Origin of the sequence: Glutamicibacter sp. NPDC127525 (genome assembly GCF_042672105.1) — a bacterium.
Taxonomy (GTDB): Bacteria; Actinomycetota; Actinomycetes; order Actinomycetales; family Micrococcaceae; genus Glutamicibacter.
Genome location: NZ_JBHXVN010000003.1, coordinates 58,233 through 74,941 on the forward strand (window position 1 = coordinate 58,233; position 16,709 = coordinate 74,941).

Annotated in this window: 16 protein-coding genes; 1 reads left to right on the forward strand and 15 read right to left on the reverse strand. The window is 65.9% G+C overall.

From position 1 onward, the window contains the following. Positions 1-2: 2 nt before the first annotated feature. From ACFVHU_RS08315 to ACFVHU_RS08385, 15 genes are all read right to left on the reverse strand, one after another. Positions 3-2,993, reverse strand: a complete 2,991-nt coding sequence (locus tag ACFVHU_RS08315; RefSeq protein WP_388023889.1) for a DNA translocase FtsK 4TM domain-containing protein — start codon at positions 2,991-2,993, stop codon at positions 3-5. Positions 2,994-3,090: 97 nt separating this feature from the next. Next, positions 3,091-3,342: a hypothetical protein gene (locus ACFVHU_RS08320; RefSeq protein WP_105658172.1), complete on the reverse strand. Its 252-nt coding sequence runs from the start codon at positions 3,340-3,342 to the stop codon at positions 3,091-3,093. A 135-nt stretch (positions 3,343-3,477) separates the two neighbouring features. Continuing rightward, positions 3,478-3,939 (reverse strand): hypothetical protein, encoded by a 462-nt coding sequence (locus tag ACFVHU_RS08325; RefSeq protein WP_388023892.1) that lies wholly within the window; start codon positions 3,937-3,939, stop codon positions 3,478-3,480. A gap of 95 nt (positions 3,940-4,034) precedes the next feature. Further along, positions 4,035-5,438 (reverse strand): mycothione reductase, encoded by a 1,404-nt coding sequence (gene mtr / locus ACFVHU_RS08330; protein ID WP_388023894.1) that lies wholly within the window; start codon positions 5,436-5,438, stop codon positions 4,035-4,037. 78 nt (positions 5,439-5,516) lie between these two features. Beyond that, positions 5,517-6,314 (reverse strand): ABC transporter ATP-binding protein, encoded by a 798-nt coding sequence (locus ACFVHU_RS08335; RefSeq protein WP_388023896.1) that lies wholly within the window; start codon positions 6,312-6,314, stop codon positions 5,517-5,519. A 30-nt stretch (positions 6,315-6,344) separates the two neighbouring features. Next, positions 6,345-7,451 (reverse strand): FecCD family ABC transporter permease, encoded by a 1,107-nt coding sequence (locus tag ACFVHU_RS08340; protein WP_388023899.1) that lies wholly within the window; start codon positions 7,449-7,451, stop codon positions 6,345-6,347. Further along, positions 7,448-8,701, reverse strand: coding sequence for an MFS transporter (locus ACFVHU_RS08345; RefSeq protein ID WP_388023901.1), 1,254 nt, complete (start codon positions 8,699-8,701; stop codon positions 7,448-7,450). The genes ACFVHU_RS08340 and ACFVHU_RS08345 overlap by 4 nt, the downstream gene beginning before the upstream one ends. Further along, complete coding sequence (locus ACFVHU_RS08350) at positions 8,698-9,993, reverse strand: opine metallophore biosynthesis dehydrogenase (RefSeq protein WP_332727689.1); 1,296 nt, start codon at positions 9,991-9,993, stop codon at positions 8,698-8,700. The genes ACFVHU_RS08345 and ACFVHU_RS08350 overlap by 4 nt, the downstream gene beginning before the upstream one ends. Positions 9,994-9,996: 3 nt before the next feature. Continuing rightward, a complete protein-coding gene (locus ACFVHU_RS08355; RefSeq protein ID WP_105658179.1) occupies positions 9,997-10,830 on the reverse strand; it encodes a class I SAM-dependent methyltransferase in 834 nt (277 codons plus the stop codon). Beyond that, on the reverse strand, positions 10,823-11,737 hold the full coding sequence (locus ACFVHU_RS08360; RefSeq protein WP_388023904.1) for a hypothetical protein: 915 nt from the start codon (positions 11,735-11,737) through the stop codon (positions 10,823-10,825). Before ACFVHU_RS08360 ends, ACFVHU_RS08355 begins: the two co-directional genes overlap by 8 nt. After that, positions 11,737-12,756 carry an ABC transporter substrate-binding protein gene (locus ACFVHU_RS08365; protein ID WP_105658181.1) on the reverse strand — a complete coding sequence of 340 codons (1,020 nt, stop codon included), beginning with the start codon at positions 12,754-12,756 and terminating at the stop codon, positions 11,737-11,739. Before ACFVHU_RS08365 ends, ACFVHU_RS08360 begins: the two co-directional genes overlap by 1 nt. Before the next feature lie 236 nt (positions 12,757-12,992). Further along, on the reverse strand, positions 12,993-13,895 hold the full coding sequence (locus ACFVHU_RS08370) for an ABC transporter substrate-binding protein (RefSeq protein ID WP_388023907.1): 903 nt from the start codon (positions 13,893-13,895) through the stop codon (positions 12,993-12,995). Next, complete coding sequence (locus ACFVHU_RS08375; protein WP_388023910.1) at positions 13,892-14,626, reverse strand: ABC transporter permease; 735 nt, start codon at positions 14,624-14,626, stop codon at positions 13,892-13,894. The genes ACFVHU_RS08370 and ACFVHU_RS08375 overlap by 4 nt, the downstream gene beginning before the upstream one ends. Beyond that, the gene (locus tag ACFVHU_RS08380; protein ID WP_332731422.1) at positions 14,623-15,309 is read right to left on the reverse strand and encodes an ABC transporter permease subunit; all 687 of its coding nucleotides are present in this window, start codon (positions 15,307-15,309) and stop codon (positions 14,623-14,625) included. Before ACFVHU_RS08380 ends, ACFVHU_RS08375 begins: the two co-directional genes overlap by 4 nt. Continuing rightward, positions 15,306-16,133, reverse strand: a complete 828-nt coding sequence (locus ACFVHU_RS08385; protein WP_105658185.1) for an ABC transporter ATP-binding protein — start codon at positions 16,131-16,133, stop codon at positions 15,306-15,308. Before ACFVHU_RS08385 ends, ACFVHU_RS08380 begins: the two co-directional genes overlap by 4 nt. A gap of 221 nt (positions 16,134-16,354) precedes the next feature. On the opposite strand from ACFVHU_RS08385, the gene ACFVHU_RS08390 reads away from it, so the two are divergent. After that, positions 16,355-16,645 carry a hypothetical protein gene (locus ACFVHU_RS08390; protein WP_388023913.1) on the forward strand — a complete coding sequence of 97 codons (291 nt, stop codon included), beginning with the start codon at positions 16,355-16,357 and terminating at the stop codon, positions 16,643-16,645. Positions 16,646-16,709: the final 64 nt, after the last annotated feature.

The window sequence follows — 16,709 nt, forward strand, 5'->3', positions numbered from 1 at the left end:
TTTCAGTTTCTTCCTGTCAGGTCCCAGGCGTCTTCGCCAGGTTCGTCGGAGCCATCGAAGTAGTCGACGGCTTGCGGGCGATCTTCCAGATCCTTGGCAACCAGGTCCTCGGCATAGTCGGTGACCGGCTCGGCGTGGTTCACGTTGGCTTCGGCCACCAGCGCGGCCTCGGTGGCCGACGGGGTGCTGGTCGCCGGGTCATCGCCGCGCATCGCGGCCAGGACCATGGGCAGGTCATCGGGCTGGATCAGCACATCGCGGGCCTTGGAGCCCTCGGAAGGGCCGACCACGCCCCGCGATTCCATCAGGTCCATCAGGCGTCCGGCCTTGGCGAAGCCCACGCGCAGCTTGCGCTGCAGCATCGAGGTGGAGCCGAACTGGCTGGTGACCACGAGCTCGGTAGCCTGCAGCAGCAGATCCAGATCGTCTCCGATGTCCTCATCGATCTGCTTCTTCTTCTCGGCAGCCGGGATCACGTCTTCCCGGTACTCGGGCTTCAGCTGGCTCTTGACGTGCTCGACCACGCGGTGGATTTCGGATTCGGTCACCCAGGCGCCCTGCACGCGCATCGGCTTGGAGGTGCCCATCGGCAGGAACAGGGCGTCGCCTTGGCCCAGCAGCTTCTCGGCCCCGGGCTGGTCCAGGACCACACGGGAGTCGGTGACCGATGAGGTCGCGAAGGCCATGCGCGAGGGCACGTTGGCCTTGATCAAGCCGGTGACCACATCCACCGAGGGGCGCTGGGTGGCCAGCACCAGGTGGATGCCGGCGGCACGCGCCAGCTGGGTGATGCGCACGATCGACTCTTCGACATCGCGCGGGGCGACCATCATCAAGTCGGCGAGCTCATCGACGATCACCAGCAGGTACGGGTAGGGCTTGAGCACGCGCTTGGAACCCTCCGGAGGGTGCACCTTGCCGGCCTTGACCGCCTTGTTGAAGTCGTCGATGTGCTTGAAACCGAAGTTGGCCAGATCGTCGTAGCGGGTGTCCATTTCGCGGACCACCCAGCCCAGTGCCTCGGCGGCCTTCTTCGGGTTGGTGATGATCGGGGTGATCAGGTGCGGCACGCCTTCGTAGGCGGTCAGCTCCACGCGCTTGGGGTCGACCATGACCATGCGCACCTCGTCCGGGGTGGAGCGCATCAGGATCGAGGTGATCATCGAGTTCACGAACGAGGACTTGCCCGCGCCGGTGGCGCCTGCCACCAGCAGGTGCGGCATCTTGGCCAGGTTGGCCACGACGAAGCCGCCTTCCACGTCCTTGCCCACGCCCATCACCATCGGGTGCTCGGTCTTGCGGGCATTGGAGCTGCGCAGCACATCGCCCAGCGCCACGACTTCCTTGTCGGTGTTCGGGATCTCGATGCCGATGGCTGACTTGCCCGGAATCGGCGAGAGGATGCGCACATCCGAGGAAGCCACCGCATAGGAGATGTTCTTGGACAGCGCGGTGACCTTCTCCACCTTGGTGCCCGGAGCCAGCTCGATCTCGTAGCGGGTCACCGTGGGCCCGCGGGAGAACCCGGTGACCTTCGCGTCGACCTTGAACTGCTGCAGGGTGTTGGTCAGCGCATCGACTACCACCTGGTTGGCCTCGGAGGCTTCCTTGGCCGGCGGGCCGGCAGGAAGGTAGTGCTCCTCGGGCAGGGTGTAGGTGACATCCCCGGACAGCTGCAGCTGCTCGCTGCGCGCGGGGATCGGGGCCTGCGGGGATGCGGCGAGCCCGGCGGCGCGCGAGGAGACCTGGTCCATCGCGGAGGTGGTGGCCTCGGGTTCGGCCTTCAGCCCGATATTGGCCATGATCTCGGCCATCTCGGATTCGGCCTTGGTCGGGCGCTTGACCCCGGGCGGAGGACCGGAGGGCTTCGGGATGGCCACCGTGGCGGTGTCTTCCTGGGCCGGGGCGGCGGCGGACTCGAAGTCCGGGCGGGCGATGGCCTGGGTGGCGGCCTCGTCGGCGTCGAAGATCTTGCCGGAGTTGCGGTTGACGGCAGGCATCGCGCCGGTGGACTGCTCGGCAGGATCATCCTGGCCGATGACCGCCTTGTCGTAGGCGACATCGCCGGGGCGTTCAGCGTGCTCGCCGCCGTCCACGTCGTAGACCTCGTTGACCTTGCGGGCGGCCGCGGCCCGGCGTTCGAAGAAGCCGGGCTTCTTCTTCCTGGCAGCGGGGGCCGGAGCCTCGTCCTGCGGGTAGAGGTAGGACTGGTCATGGTCCTCGCCGGCTGGATCAAGTTCCACTGCGGCCGTGGGGCGGGCGGCACGGGGTGCGTCCGGGTCCTGGCCGAGCAGGCGGTTGTAGCCCGAACGCACGCGCGAAGGGATCTGCGTAAATGGCGTGGCGGTGACGATCAGGATGGACATGACCACCAGGAAGATGAACACGGCCATGGCGCCCGGGACCGAGATCAGCAGGCCCAGCGGGGTGCCCAGGATGGAACCGGCCATGCCGCCGGCATTCCAGAGCGCCTGGAAATCGTCGGAGACCGCTGGCGAGCCGTTGGCCAGCGAGGCGATGGACGAGCCGGAGAGCGTCATGATCAGCAGGCCGATGCCGATGCGGTTGTTCGCGGTGACCGCCTCCGGGTAGCGGAAGAGCCGGAAGGCGCCGATGAACAAGATCACCGGCAGCAGCACGGCCATGAAGCCCAGGGTGCCGCCGGCGACCGCGTGCACGCCGGTGCCGAACCAGCCCGCATCGCGCAGGCCCCACCATTCGATGATCGCGACGATCATCGAGATCAGCGCGAGGAACAGTCCGGTGCCGTCGCGGCGCAGCTCGTAGTCAGGCTTGACGGTTCCGCCGATGCGGCGGAATGCGCCGCCGAAGATCCGGGCAATGCCCATCCACACGCTGCGTATTGCGCGCAGCGGCAGGGCGAGTTCCGCATCCGGGTTCTCGGGCGTTTTCTTGGAGGACGAGGAGCCAGGCGCCTTGGGTTTGCGCGCCGCGGTCTTCTTCGTCCCCTGAGACTGGGTACGTGGGGCCATACTCCAAGGGTATCGCCCCCGGCTGGATGCGCCCCGAATTTACACGTCTGCACGGGGTGCGCCAGCAGCTAGATAATCGTCACGTGGCGCCCGGGAACTATTGCGAGTACTCGATCACCAAGGTGTAGCGGCCATTGCCTTCCAGGCAGGCGTGGCTGCCGACTTCGTACCCGGACGCCTTGAAGGCATCCACCGTGGCGGTTTCCATCATGGCGCAGGTAGCGGCGCTGGAGACCTCTTGGGTGTAGGTCGTGCCGCTGGCGTGGGCCCCCGGAATTCCGGCCAGCCCCACCGCCCCGGCCAGCAGGCCGGCCACGGCGCATGCGGCGAGATGGCTCTTGAACTTCATTTGCACTCCTGGTCTGCTTTCGTCCCCGGCGCTTGGGCCAAGCGCCCGCTTCCCAAGGTGCCACAGCACGCCCTGCACTGCCAGCGGCGTCCAGCCAAGATCCAGCCAGCGCCTGGCCGCGGAGCCCGGATGGCCTCAGCCGCGGGCCGCGCAGCGGTTGAGCCCAGCCAGGATAGCGAAGCCCGAGGCAAAGCACACTGCCAGGAACCCCAGGGCCGTGCCTAGGAACGGGGCCGGATCGATTTCGCCCAGGCCCAGCGCGGCTATGGCCAACGCCGGAAGCAGTGCCGCGAGGACCGCGCCGATTCCGGCAGCGGCCGATTGCCTGGCTGCCGTGGCCGGCTGGTTCCCCATGGCCTGGATTTCAATGGCCGCATACGCACCGCTGCAGCAGACAAGCCCCATCAGCACTCCGGCAACCGCGCCGTATGCCAGCGGGAGGCCCAGATCGCCCAGGCTGCCGCCATAGCCGTCCCCGCGGATCGGCCAGAACATCCAGAGCACCGCCAGCATCCCCAGGACCATGCCTGCCCCGGCAGCGATCGCGAACATGCTTCGGGTCATCGAGGCCACGGTCCTTGAAGTTTTCCCATTCATGGCTCCACCCTAGGACGAACAGGCGCTATTTGCTACTGCCTTTCGGGTTCTGCTGCCAGCTATCATCCGTTCGCCGCCGGTCCGAAAAACCGCCGCTAGGAGAAGTCCAGGCCGAGCAATGCGTTCTCGGTGACCTCCGGCAAGGCCGGGTGGATCCAGTACTGCTGCGTGGCGACCTCGCGCACATCCAGTCCGAAGGCCATGACCGTAATCATCTGCTGGATCAGCGTTGACGCCTGCGGGCCCATGTAGTGCGCGCCCAGCAGCTTGCCGGTTTCCCTATCAGCGATGAGCTTTGCGATACCGGTGCTGTCTTCCATCGCCCAGCCGTAGGCCACATCCCCGTACTTCTGCACCTTGGCGGTAATGGCATGCCCGGCCTCGCGGGCTTCTTCCTCGGTCATTCCGACGTAGGCGATCTGCGGGTGGGTGAAGACCGCCGCCGGCACGTGCTCATGCGGCATCTTCTTCATGTTCTGCGGGTTCAGCAGGTTGTGGCGCACCGCGCGCATTTCCGCGTTGGCCACATGCTTGAGCAAGAATGGCGAGGAAATGTCGCCCAGCGCCCAGATGCCCTCGGCAGACGTCGAACGGCCGTATTCGTCCACGCTGACCCGTCCGTCCTCGGAGTCGATGCCCGCACGGTCCAGATCCAGCTGGTCGCCGTTGGGGATGCGCCCCGTGGCCACGAGCAGCACTTCTGCACTGGCGGTGGAGCCGTCATCCAGGGTCAGTGCTACCCCGTCGGGCTCCTGCACGGCACTGATCACGGTCCTGCCCTTGCGAACGTCATAGCGTTCTGCGGCCATCTGGTTGAATGGCTCGCGCAGATCGGCATCCAGCTGGCGCATGAGTTCGGAGCGGGCCAGGATGGTGACCTTGGTGCCCAGTGCTTCGAAAACGTGGGCGAACTCCATGGCAATGTAGCCGCCGCCGATGATCACGATGGACTTGGGCTGGCGGGCCAAGCGCATGATGTCTTCGTTGGTGTGGAAGGCCACGCCCGAATCGATGATTTCCTGCGGAATAAACGGGCGCGACCCGGCGGCAAGGACAATCTGGTCCGCGCTGATGGTCTTGGTTTCTGCTCCCTGCCCGGTACGCAGCGTGCGCTCGCCGACAAAACGCGCGTGCTGGTCGTAGACATCGATATTCGGTGTCTGCCCGCCACGGCGGTAGTCTTCGCCGCCCTGGGCAATGGGATCGATGCGCTTATCGAAGACCCTGCTCACGATGCCTGGCCAGTCCACGGAATTGACCTGGGCATCGATTCCGAGCCTTGCCGCTTGCCTGGTTTCCAGGGCGACGTCTGCGGCGTAGACATACATCTTGGTGGGGATGCAGCCGACATTCAGGCAGGTACCGCCGAAAGCGCCCTTCTCGATGATGGCAATGGATTTTCCATCGAATTCCGGACCGGGGATGGAGTTGCCCGAACCGGTGCCGAGGATGATCAGATCGTAGTGCTTGTCAGCCTCGATTGCGGCGGAATTCGTCATGGCAGGGGTACCTTTCACGGTCAATGCTGGGGCCCGGCAGGCAGGCGCTTGGCCAATGCTTGCCTACCGGGCAGGCTATCATCCGGGCACTGGAGTGCCACTATGTTGCACCTTGGGCTCATCGGCCAGGCTGAAGACCAGTTGCACGATGCCGTTCACCACCACCTGCTCCGCGTGGATCCCGTAGACCTGCAGAAGCAGCCCAGGGTCCAGCACCTCCTGGGGCGTGCCCGCAGCGATGACCCCGCCGTTGGCCAGCATGACCAGCTTGCTGCAGTAGCGGGCGGCCAGATTCAAATCGTGCAGCACCACCACCGTGGTGGTTCCCAGTTCCCCGACCATGCGCAGCAGCTCATGCTGGTAGCGGATATCCAGGTGGTTGGTGGGTTCGTCCAGAAGCAGGTGCTCGGCCTGCTGGGCCAGTGTCCGGGCAACCAGCACGCGCTGCTTCTCGCCGCCGGACAGGGTCGAGTAGCGGCGGTCGGCCAAATGCCGGGCGCCGACCCGGGACAGTGCCGAAGCAACCGCCTGGTGGTCCTCGCGGGCAAAGGCGGCCAGCGCCTTGCGGTGCGCAACCCTGCCCAGGAGCACCATTTCGGCGACACTGACCGGCAGCTCGGTGGGCGTTTCCTGGGCCACGACGGCAATCCTGCGGGCCAGTTCGTTGCCGCGCAGTCCGCTGACCGGGCGCTCGTCCACGAGCACCAGCCCTGCCGTGGGCCGCAGCGCCGCATAGAGCGTGCGCAGCAGGGTGGACTTGCCGCTGCCGTTGGGGCCGATCAGCCCCACCACTTCCCCGGGACCCGCCTGCAGCCCCGCCGATTCAATGACCAGCTTTCCGCCATAGCCCACCGAAATATCTGTAGCAGTAATCATGGTTCTTCCCTTCTTCCAGGTCCTTGGTTCCTATTGGGCCGCATTGAGCTTGCGAACCAGCGCGAACAGCAGCGGGGCGCCGAGCAATGCGGTGACGATTCCCAGCGGCAATTCCTGCGGCGCCATCGCCGTCCGGGCCAGCACATCGGCCCAGACCAGGAAGATCGCGCCGAGCAGGGCGGCTACCGGAATCAGGGTGCGGTGCGTGGCACCGACGCACAGCCGGGCTACGTGCGGAATCACCAGCCCGACGAATCCGATGCCGCCGGAGGACGCAACCAGCGCGCCCACGCACACCGCGGTCACCACCATGACGGCCGCACGCAGCTTCGCCGGAGATATTCCCAGCGCTTGCGCAGTGCCATCGCCAATGGCCAGCGCGTCCAGCGGCCGCGACCAATAGGCCAGCAGCGTGGCGGTCCCGAGCACCACGATCCAGGTGATCATTGCCGATTGCCCGGTCGCCTGCGCCAATGAACCCAGCGTCCAGAAGAGCACCGAACGGCCCGCATTGGGGTCATCCGAAGCGAAGATCAGCAGCGAGGTGAGCGCGTGGAGCACATAGCCCACGGACACCCCGGCCAGCACCAGCCGGGTGGACGTCATCTCCGAACCGACCCGCGCCAGCAGGTAGACGAAGATCCCGGCGGCCAGCGCGCCGGCAAAGGCGCTCGTCGCCAGCGAGGCCGTGCCGATGCCGGCCGTGGCGCCAAAGAGGATCGCGGCCGCCGAGAGCGTGGAGGCCCCGGAGGTCACGCCCAGCAGGTAGGGCTCGGCCAGGATGTTGCGGGTCAGCGCCTGCAGCGCCACCCCGGCCAGGGCCAGCCCGGCCCCGACGGCGGCACCCAGCAGCACCCGCGGCACGCGCAGCAGCAGGACGATGGACTGGTCCGAGGCGCTGAACGCGCCAGGTGCGGATATCCCGGACAGATGCGCCTTGAGGATCTGCAGCACGGTGCCCGGCTCGATGGACACCGGGCCGAGCCCTACGGCCACCGGCAAGGTGGCCAGCAGCACGGCCAGCAGCCCGGCGATCCACAGCCACGTGTGCCGGGCCCGCCGGTCATGGTCCAGGTCATCGCCGGCGCAGGCCAGCGGTTCCCGGGGTTCTCGCACGATAGGTTCCAACGGGGTCATGGCTGCCTTTCCGGGGTTACGCCAATGGAATCGGTGCGCAGGCTCAGTGCCGCAGCCAGCGCAATCAGGGTCAATGCGCCAAGCACGGCAGCGGCGGCCAGGTATCCGGCGGCGGCCAGCGCCGCTCCGGAGGCCGCTGTGCCCAGGAACAAGCCCAGGGACATGCCGGCCGCGTTCAGGCTCAGCGCGGTGCCGCGCACCTGCGTGCAACGGCTCACCAGCAGGCTCATCACGGCGGCCGCGACCACCGCGTGGCTAGCCGAAAGCAGCGCCGTGCCGGCCACCGCCAGCGGCAGCACCGGCGACAGGTAGACGCCGAACAGCGCCACCAGCGAAATGCCCAGGCTGAAAACCATCACCGCACGGGTGCGCCGCTGCGAATCCCCGGCGTTGAGCACCCGCCCGGCCAGCAGGTGCCCCAGGAAGAAGGCCCCGCCGCTGACCGACCAGATGAACGCGAACCAGCTGGCGGTCAGCGCGAACTTCTCCGCGTACAGCGGGGCCAGGAAGGCCAGGTGCCCCATGAAGGCGCCGGCGCGGCCGAAGGAGACCAGCAGCAGCGCCCGGGCTCCGGGCACGCCGGCCAGGGTGCGGAAGGCAGCCAGGTAGCCCAGCCGGGCTGGAGCCGGAGCCGGGTCTGCCGCGCAGTGCCCGGCGCCGCGGCGGCCGTAGCGCAGCACCGCCGGGATCAGGGCGATGCTGATGGCGGCGATGGCGACCAGGTTTCCCTGCCAGCCCCAGAACATCGCCGGCAGCACCAGCAGCGGCGCGCCGATCGTGGAGGCCAGAGTCTGGGCCGTCATCACCAAGGTGGCTGCCCGGCCCGCGGCCGGGGTGGTGCCGAAGCGGTCCGCGGCCGCGGTGGACAGCGCCGGGTAGAGCAGCGCGTTGGACACCCCGGTGGCCAGGCAGAAAACTGCCAGTGCCGCCAGGCCCGAGAAGGTCCCCGCGATGGCGGCGGCGCCCATCAGCCCCAGCGCCGCGGCGGCCACGGTGCCCGGGGCGATGCGCCCGATCAGCGGGGCCAGCGCAACCCCGGCGAGCACCGCGCCGACGCCGGCCAGCCCGCGCAGGGTGCCGGTTTCGGCATAGCCGGCCCCGGCCCAGTCGGCGATGGGCACCAGGAAGGTGCTCAGCACCGTGAAGGGCAAAAGGCCCAGCGCCGAGGCCAGCAGCGCCGGCCAGATCTCGGCGATGATGCGCCGTTCGCTGGGCAGCTGCTGCGCTGTTTCGACTTCTGGCTGGCTCATGCCGCACTCCCGATTCCGGCGCTGATCATGGCCAGGTCCTCGGCGAAATCCTGCACCGCGAAGGCCGGCGAGCAGCCCTGGCCCTCCCGGGCCGAGGCCGCTTGCACCAGGGCGTCTTCGTAGGCGGCGAGCAGCGCGTCGATCATCGGGCAGGCCACGGCCAGTTCCCGGGCCAGGCCGGCGATGATCCTGGTGCGGTAGTAGTCTTCCTTGGGCATCCGCGGCACATCCCACTGGCCCTGGTCATTGCGGAAGACCGGGCGGAAGGCGATGGCCGAGAAGTCGAAGTAGCGGCCCTGCGCGTCGGGTTGCGAGAAGGGGTCGATGAGCAGCGAGGCGTAGCGCACGTAGAGCAGGTACTCCTGCTCGATGGCCGGCAGCTGCTCGAAGCTGGCCGCTTTCCCCGGGTCGATACTCTGGGGGTGCACCGGATACCCGTCATCGAGCATGAAGGCCAGCAGGTTGACCGGCTGGCCGCCCAGTGCGGCGGTGATGGCCGACAGTTCCCGCCAGGCCTCGGCCATGGAGTGGATCAGCGCCGGGGTGACCGGGCCTTCGGGATAGAGCTTGTAGACGTACTGGACGGGCGGGGCGGGAGCGAAGACCGCGCGCAGCGCCAGCTCGTTGAAGAACAGGGCCGGATGCACGTACAGCGACATGTTCCGCGCCTCGGCTTCAACCGGCGATCCCGCCAGCTGCACTTCGGTGCCGGCCGCGGCATGCACCGCACGCAGCCGCTGCAGCGCGGGCGTGGCCCCGCCAGTGGAGCCGGCGTAGATGCGGGCCTTGGCGCCGGCGGTCAGCACCAGCGCTCCGCCGGTCCCCTCCACCTGCCGGGTGTCCCCCAGATAGCTGGAGAAGCTGATGATTTCCGGGTCGGCGCCGCTGCGGCGGGCGAATTCGCGCACCAGTGCCGCCGAGCCCAGCGTGGGCGAGAGCAGCACGATCCGCGCCAGCGATGCGAGCACCCCCGGCGGCAGTTCGCGCAGCACCGGCAGGTAGGCGTCGGCGGTGGCCGCCAGTACCAGGGTGTCCCAGCCGCCGCGCACCTGCTGGTAGCCGCGGTAGCGGTGCTCGATGCGCACCTGCCCGGCCAGTGCGGCATGGGAGGGGTTTTGCACCTGGACGCGGGCGGTGCCGGCGTTGGCCTCCAGCGCGTCGAAGAAGGCGGCGCAGCGCTGCGAGGCGCGCCCGGCAATGCCCAGTTCCCCGGGCAGCGCCCCGAGCAGCACGGCGCTTTGCACCGCAACCGGTCCGGTTCCGGCAATGAGGATATTTCCCAGTTCATCCATGGGCTAATTGCTTTCCGTTCTCGTGCGCGCCTTGGTGTACAGCGCGATGTCGAAGACCTGCCCGGGCTGGCGGATCGTTCCGTCCAGCTGCCACCGCCGGGGGTCCACTGGTTGCATCGGGTAGTTGAACAGCGACTTCAGCCCGTCGCCGAAGCGCATTGCGACCACCACGTCCTGCCGGGTGCGCGCGTGCAGCTGGTGCAGCAGCTCGTATTTCACGGCCACCGTGGAGCTGAAGACGATGTGCGTGGCCTGCGGCAGGAAGTCCAGCTGGTGGATTTGATCGCCCTGCAGGCCGATGTCCAGGCCCTGCCCCAGCTGCGCCACGACCCGGCGGCCCAGCTCCAGCGCTTCGGGATCGATGTCGATCCCCACGGCGCTGGCCCCGGTGCGCGAGGCCAGGTTCAGCAGGGTCATCGGGAAGGAACCCGAACCGACCAGCAGCACCTTGGAGCTGGAGTCCGGGGCGACGGCGCCGAATTCCCCGGCGATGCACGATTCGATGTTGGCGAAGTAGCCCTCGGCTCCGCTGCGGCCTTCGAGCAGGCGCAGCGCCCGGTACTTCTCGATGACTGCGACGCAGCGCGCCGATTCGGTGCGCAGCGCCGCCACCAGCGCCGTGCCCTGGTCGGTGGCGGCCATCTGGGCATAGCCCGGTTCATTGGCCGGGTCGGTGACCAGCTGCGCATAGCCGGCCAGCAGCTCTTCGAGCGCCGCCGCGTGCCGCGTCGATCCGTCATAGTCTCGGGCGGCTTCGGCGAACCGTCCGAGGTAGCCGTGCAGCACGCCGGCCAGGCCGGCGGCGGCGGCCTGGGTGGCCAGTGGTGTTTCAGTCATGGATATATGCAGTCCCTTCGGCCACGATGCTTACTTCGGTGCTGATCTGCAGCGCGGTGGCCTTGGCGCGGCTGCCATCGGCGTGCACCTGCACGGTGCCTCCGGGCTGTTTCACGCTGGCATTGACCGGAGCGCCGGCTTTCGTTGCCAGGTAGGCGCCCAGCGCGGCGCTTCCCGAGCCGCAGCTGCCCTCCCAGATGAGGCTGTCCAGTGCCGGGACGCTGACCAGCGGGGCCAGTTGCCCGCGGTCCGGATCGTAGAGCATGATGCCCACGACGGACACCGCTTCGCTGGCGCCCAGATCCAGGGCCAGCTGCTGCGCATGCCCGCGCAGCTGGGGATCCGAGACGTCGCATTCGGCGACCAGATGCACCGCATCGGCGTAGCGCAGCAGCCCGGCGCCGGCGACGCCCGGGAACGGGTACGGGTCGATGCGCAGCGGCCAGGGCATCTTCAGCTGGCAGCGGTAGGCGGCACCGGCCGGCTCGACCCGGCAGCCCAGCAGCTGCGCGGCGCCGGAGGCTTCGATCAGCAGCTCAAGCGGGCCGCTGCGGGCGCGGCGCGCGGCCTGCAGCGCGGCCAGCGACATCGCGGCATTGGCGCAGAATTCGCCACCGGCCATGTGCAGCCGGGCCTGGGCCCGGGGCGAGCTGGGAGGCAGGATGAACCCGACTTGCTCGGCGTGCACATGCTCGGCGCGCAGCAGCCGGTCAGCGATACTGCGGTAGTGCGCCGCCGGGTGCCGGCTGGTCACCAGCACGGTGGTATTCGATGCCGGACTGAGCTTGACGAATTCCACGGGGGTGGCGCCCCGGACCAGGCCGCGGTTGGGGCCGCGTCCGTGCCCCGGGCGGGCCACGCGGCGCGATGAGGCCGCTTGCCGGCGCAGCGCCGCTGGCTGGCTCATCAACGGGCCAGCCGGTCGGCGATCAGCTCGACCCCGTCCACTGCCAGCGGACCGGGCGAGGAATAGTAGTAGTTCAGCGGCACGATGGCGCTGTCCTGCTCGATGGCGGGCAATCCGGCCAATTCGGGGCGGTCGCGCAGCGCCTCGATGACCTGCTGGTCGGTTTCCAAGTTCGAGGAGCCTGTCGGCAGGTACATGGCGAAGACCTTGTCGGCGCCGCTGTTCACGAGTTCTTCGGTGGAGGGCTCGAAGTAGCGCTTGGGCACGTCGTTGAAGACGTTCTGAAGGCCAAGCAGTTCCATCTGCTCGGCAACCAGCGATTCATGGCCGTAGGATCCCAAGGTGCCTGCGGTGGGCACGTACAGCGGCATCCCGCGCTGCTGGCTTTCCTGCTTGACGCTGCGCGCGGCTTGCTCGACGCGTGCTCGCATCTGCTGCACGGAGTCCTCGGCCGCCTGCTCGGTGCCGAAGAGCTGGCCGTAGGACTGGACGTCCTTGTAGATCTGGTCGAAGCCGCTCAGCCCGCCGGTGGATCGATCCTCGAATCCGGCGCAATATCCACTGACGGTCAGCATCTTCACTCCGGCGCTTTCCAGGCGTTCAGCCAACGAGTCGAGATCGATTCCAGCAGCGATATCGGTGCCGATCACCACGTCTGCTCCCGAGTCCAGGATCATTTCGTAGGAGACATCATGCGAGTCCTCGGTAATCCGCTCCGCGTTGCGCACTGCCGCCATGGTTTCTTCGTCGAAAGGCACCTGCCAGCTGCCTGCGTAGTGCGTGAGCTTGTCTCCCGCTCCAGCGGCAGACAGCAGGGCCGGGGCTTCCGAGCCAACTGCAAGAACGCTGTCCGGCGCCTTGTCGAAGACGACCTGCCTTCCGCAGCTGTCCAGGGAAATGCTCTTGGCGCCGGTGCCCTGCGGTGCACCGCTGGCAGATCCGGCTGGCGCGCTGCATCCGGTGGCCAGGACCAGGATGGCAACCGGCACGGCCAACTTCCAGGGATTGAGTTTTTTCATCTATCAGTGCTCCATTCATGGCGGGCAGGCCTCGGCCGCCGAGTTCCGGCGAGCTCCTCTGCCAACAGAGCTAAACACTAATGAGAATCATTATCAATTGTCAAAACGAGCAAGCAACGGAATACCCCTCAGCCAAGCCGCTGCCGTTTCCGGACAAGGAAAAGCAGCCGCACTGCCCGTCATTGCGTGGGCGGTGCGGCTGCGGTGAAGCTATGTTCTTATGCTGGCTTGCCGGGCTACAGCCCCTCGGAAGTCAGCCATGCCGAAGCGATGTCGGCGGCAGACTTCTTGTCCACGGTGCTCTGCACGTTGAGGTCCACCAGAACCTGCGCTGTCAGTTTTTCGCTGACCGGATTCAGGACTTCTGCCAATTCCCCGGATTGATCAGCGGCCACCAATGGCACCACATTCGATGCCAGGAATAGCGACTTCGGGTCTTCAAGGACTACCAAGTCCTCCGTCTGGATCCGCGGATCCGCGGTAAAGACGTTGGCGACATTCACCGTGCCGGCGGCCAGGTCTTCAACGGTCGTGTCGCCAGTTGCCGAGAATTCGGCCTTGACGCCATATGCGCTCTCCAAGCCCTTGGGTCCATAGGGGCGTTGCGCCAATTCAGGCGGGCCGCCCACGGTCAAGGGTTCGGAAATGCCGGCCAAATCCTCGATGCTCGCAAGATTATTGGCTTCAGCGAATTCCTTGGTCACCGTGTAGGAGTCCTGATCCGAAGCTGGCGCGGCTTCGAGCACGGCCAATGATTCCGGCAAGGATTCCTTCAGCTCGCTGTACACCTCATCGGCGGAGCGTGCTTCGGTGTCTTCCTTGTAGAACTGCAGCAGGTTGCCGGTGTATTCAGGGAAGACATCAATACTGCCGTCTTCCAGCTGGGGCATGTAGGCATCGCGCTGCCCGATGCTGAATTTCCGTTCCACTTCCATGCCGGCTCCCTCAAGCGACTGGGCATAGATCTCAGCAACGATTTCATTGGAATAGTAGGCCTGCGAACCGACAACGATCGCTTCCCCACCCTCCCGGGTGGCATCGCTTTCGGTGGCCAACGGATCCGCACCGGAGCATCCAGCGAGTGCGAGGCTTCCGGCCAGCACGAGAGCACTCGTGGACAATATCTTCTTGGTTCTCATGACATTTCCCTTTCGCGGGTGATTGAGTCATCGGTATCTTGGTAAGTTTTCTTCTTCTTCGAGGGCACGCCCAGCCCGTGGGGTACAGCCGCTTTCTGCGCGATGGCAAATGCCAAATCCAGCACCAAGGCCAGCGCGGCAACCATCAAGGCGCCGCCCAGGACCATGTCGAAGCGCCGCAGGTTCAGACCGGTGATGATGGGCAGTCCCAGGCCGCCGAGATTTACGTAGGCGGCAACAGTAACGGTGGCGACTACTTGAAGAACGGCGGAGCGGATCCCGCCTACGAGCAGCGCAAGTCCCAGTGGGATCTCGACTTTGACGAGGATCTGCCATTCGGTCATCCCCATGGCCCGGGCAGCATCGATGGTCTTGCGGTCAATTGCTTCGAAGCCGGTATAGGCTCCGGCCAGCAGTGATGGAATTGCCAGCACGACGAAGGTCAGCATGGCCGCTTCTGGCTTGTGCAGAACTCCCAGAAGCAGCACCAGCAGAATCAGCAGTCCGAAGGATGGCACCGCACGCGCAACGCCGGCCAGCCCGACGGCCAATTCCCTTCCTCGCCCCGTATGCCCAATGGCCCATCCCGCAGGGATGGCAATCGCGCTAGCAATCAGCACAGCAAGCACGGTGAACAGCAAGTGCTGCCCCAGCAAGCTAGCCAGTCCCCCATCGCCCTGCCACTGCTCGGGAACGAAGATCCACGCCAGCGCATCGGAAATCAGATTCATGAGGACACCTTCTGCGTGGATGGCTGCGCTGCAGTTCGTTTTTGCCTGGTGCTCGTTGCAGCCCAAGGCATCAGCCAACGGCCGGCCAGGAGCAACAACAGGTCAACGAGCAACGCGATCGCTGCCACCGCGATGATCCCCGCCAGGACTTCTTCAATGATGCGACGCTGCAGACCGTTGGTGAACAGGTAGCCCAAGTTGGTTACCCCGACCAGGATGCCGACGGTTGCCAGCGAGATGGTGCTGACCGCTGTCACTCGCAGACCAGCCAGAACTACGGGACCGGCCAAGGGAAGGTCGACAGCGAAGAAGCGGCGTGCCGATCCGTAGCCCATGGCAGTTGCGGCCGACCTGGTTGCCGGGTCCACCGAGTTCAGCCCATCGACCACGCTGCGCACCATGATCGCTATCGCGTAGATCGCCAAGGCGAGAATGAGATTGGCTTCGCTGATCGCGCTCATCCCGGTGAGTACGGGCAGGATCATCAGCAGAGCCAGCGAAGGGATCGTGTAGAGCAATCCGGTGATGCTCACGACCGGTCCGCGCACCAGTTTGTAGCGCCAGGCCACCCAACCCAGCGGAATCGACAGAATGAATCCGAGAATGATTGCTATCAGGGACTGGCGCAGGTGCTCCAGCGATAGCGAACCAATGAGTCCGAGATTTTCCAGGACCCAGTTCACTGGACTGACCCATCCTCGACGAGCTTGCCTTGAGTCCGGCCTTGCGCATCAACCAGGACGGTTCCGTGCTCGGTCTGCTTCAAGCTCAGCGCCCGTGCCCCACGCTGCGCGCCAATGAAGGAGGCGACAAAATCATTGGCCGGATTTTCAATGATCTCGCTGGGGCTGCCGACCTGGAGCTTCTGTGCGCCCGCCGCCAGAATTACCACCTGGTCCCCCAGGAGGAAGGCTTCATCAATATCGTGGGTGACAAAAACAATGGTCTTATCGAGTTCTCTTTGGAGACGAAGCAATTCTTCTTGCAGCTCGGCGCGAACGATAGGGTCCACGGCGCCGAAGGGCTCGTCCATGAGCAGGATGTTCGGATCGGCGGCCAGCCCGCGTGCCACGCCAACGCGTTGCTGCTGGCCTCCAGAGAGCTGATGCGGATACCTGTCGGCCATGGAGCCGGCCAGCCCAACCGTGCCCATCAGTTCCAAGGCACGCGCTCGTGATGCCTTGCTCGTTTCACCCATGAGCCTCGGCACGGTCGCAATGTTCTGTGCGACAGTGAAATGAGGCAGCAGGCCGGAGTTCTGCATCACGTAGCCGATGCTGCGGCGCAGGCCCACCGCCGGCTTGCTGGCGATGTCCTCGCCGTCGATACGGAGCGTACCGCTGCTCGGATCAACCATGCGGTTGATCATCCGCAGCAATGTTGTCTTGCCGCAGCCTGAGGAACCTACGAAGACTGTGGTGCGGTGTGCCGGAATTTGCAGGCTGAAATCCTTGACGGCAACGGTGCCATCCGGATAGTGCTTGGAAACGTTATCGAACTCAATCATGCACATTCCTCCACAGCGGCTTCGATCCAACCCATTGGGTGATGCCCGGGCATATTTCGTCTCCTTGAGCTGGCGTTGAGCCCAATTCTGCCTTAAAAGTGCTGTGACAGCACCAGATGTCCGGGAAATAGCCAGTTTCAGGCTGCGTGGTGGTTCCCGGTTTCCTTCGGGAACATCGGTAGAGTCAGTGAAAATCATCTTTACTGCATTTGGAGAAGACCTTGCGCATACGCTCAATTGGCATCGCGACAGCAACCTTAATCGTTGGCGCCCTGGCACTCTCATCACCGGCACTCGCTGGCCAGCAAGACGTCGCCCCATCCGGTGATTGGGACAGCTCAGTGTCCATGGAAGCCGGCACCGGCGAGGTGCTGGAGCAGATCGATATGGACCAGTGGGATTCGGTCGTCGTAGTAGACGCGCAAACAGGGCAAATCCTGCCGCAAAGTCCCGCCCCGGCAATCGAGCTCGATGACTCGCCAAGTCCTGCATACCTGGGCTTCTTTGGCTGACGCTTGAGCTGTGGTGCATGCCTTGCGCTTGATTTCCCATAAAAATATTGCCTCGAACCTTATT

Excerpts from the sequence above, each read along its gene's own strand:
- ACFVHU_RS08315 (WP_388023889.1), bottom strand. The coding sequence starts at position 2,993 with ATGGCCCCACGTACCCAGTCTCAGGGGACGAAGAAGACCGCGGCGCGC.
- ACFVHU_RS08325 (WP_388023892.1), bottom strand. The coding sequence starts at position 3,939 with ATGAATGGGAAAACTTCAAGGACCGTGGCCTCGATGACCCGAAGCATG.
- ACFVHU_RS08350 (WP_332727689.1), bottom strand. The coding sequence starts at position 9,993 with ATGGATGAACTGGGAAATATCCTCATTGCCGGAACCGGACCGGTTGCG.
- ACFVHU_RS08385 (WP_105658185.1), bottom strand. The coding sequence starts at position 16,133 with ATGATTGAGTTCGATAACGTTTCCAAGCACTATCCGGATGGCACCGTT.
- ACFVHU_RS08355 (WP_105658179.1), bottom strand. The coding sequence starts at position 10,830 with ATGACTGAAACACCACTGGCCACCCAGGCCGCCGCCGCCGGCCTGGCC.
- ACFVHU_RS08335 (WP_388023896.1), bottom strand. The coding sequence starts at position 6,314 with ATGATTACTGCTACAGATATTTCGGTGGGCTATGGCGGAAAGCTGGTC.
- ACFVHU_RS08370 (WP_388023907.1), bottom strand. The coding sequence starts at position 13,895 with ATGAGAACCAAGAAGATATTGTCCACGAGTGCTCTCGTGCTGGCCGGA.
- ACFVHU_RS08375 (WP_388023910.1), bottom strand. The coding sequence starts at position 14,626 with ATGAATCTGATTTCCGATGCGCTGGCGTGGATCTTCGTTCCCGAGCAG.
- ACFVHU_RS08365 (WP_105658181.1), bottom strand. The coding sequence starts at position 12,756 with ATGAAAAAACTCAATCCCTGGAAGTTGGCCGTGCCGGTTGCCATCCTG.
- mtr (WP_388023894.1), bottom strand. The coding sequence starts at position 5,438 with ATGACGAATTCCGCCGCAATCGAGGCTGACAAGCACTACGATCTGATC.
- ACFVHU_RS08340 (WP_388023899.1), bottom strand. The coding sequence starts at position 7,451 with ATGACCCCGTTGGAACCTATCGTGCGAGAACCCCGGGAACCGCTGGCC.
- ACFVHU_RS08320 (WP_105658172.1), bottom strand. The coding sequence starts at position 3,342 with ATGAAGTTCAAGAGCCATCTCGCCGCATGCGCCGTGGCCGGCCTGCTG.
- ACFVHU_RS08345 (WP_388023901.1), bottom strand. The coding sequence starts at position 8,701 with ATGAGCCAGCCAGAAGTCGAAACAGCGCAGCAGCTGCCCAGCGAACGG.
- ACFVHU_RS08360 (WP_388023904.1), bottom strand. The coding sequence starts at position 11,737 with ATGAGCCAGCCAGCGGCGCTGCGCCGGCAAGCGGCCTCATCGCGCCGC.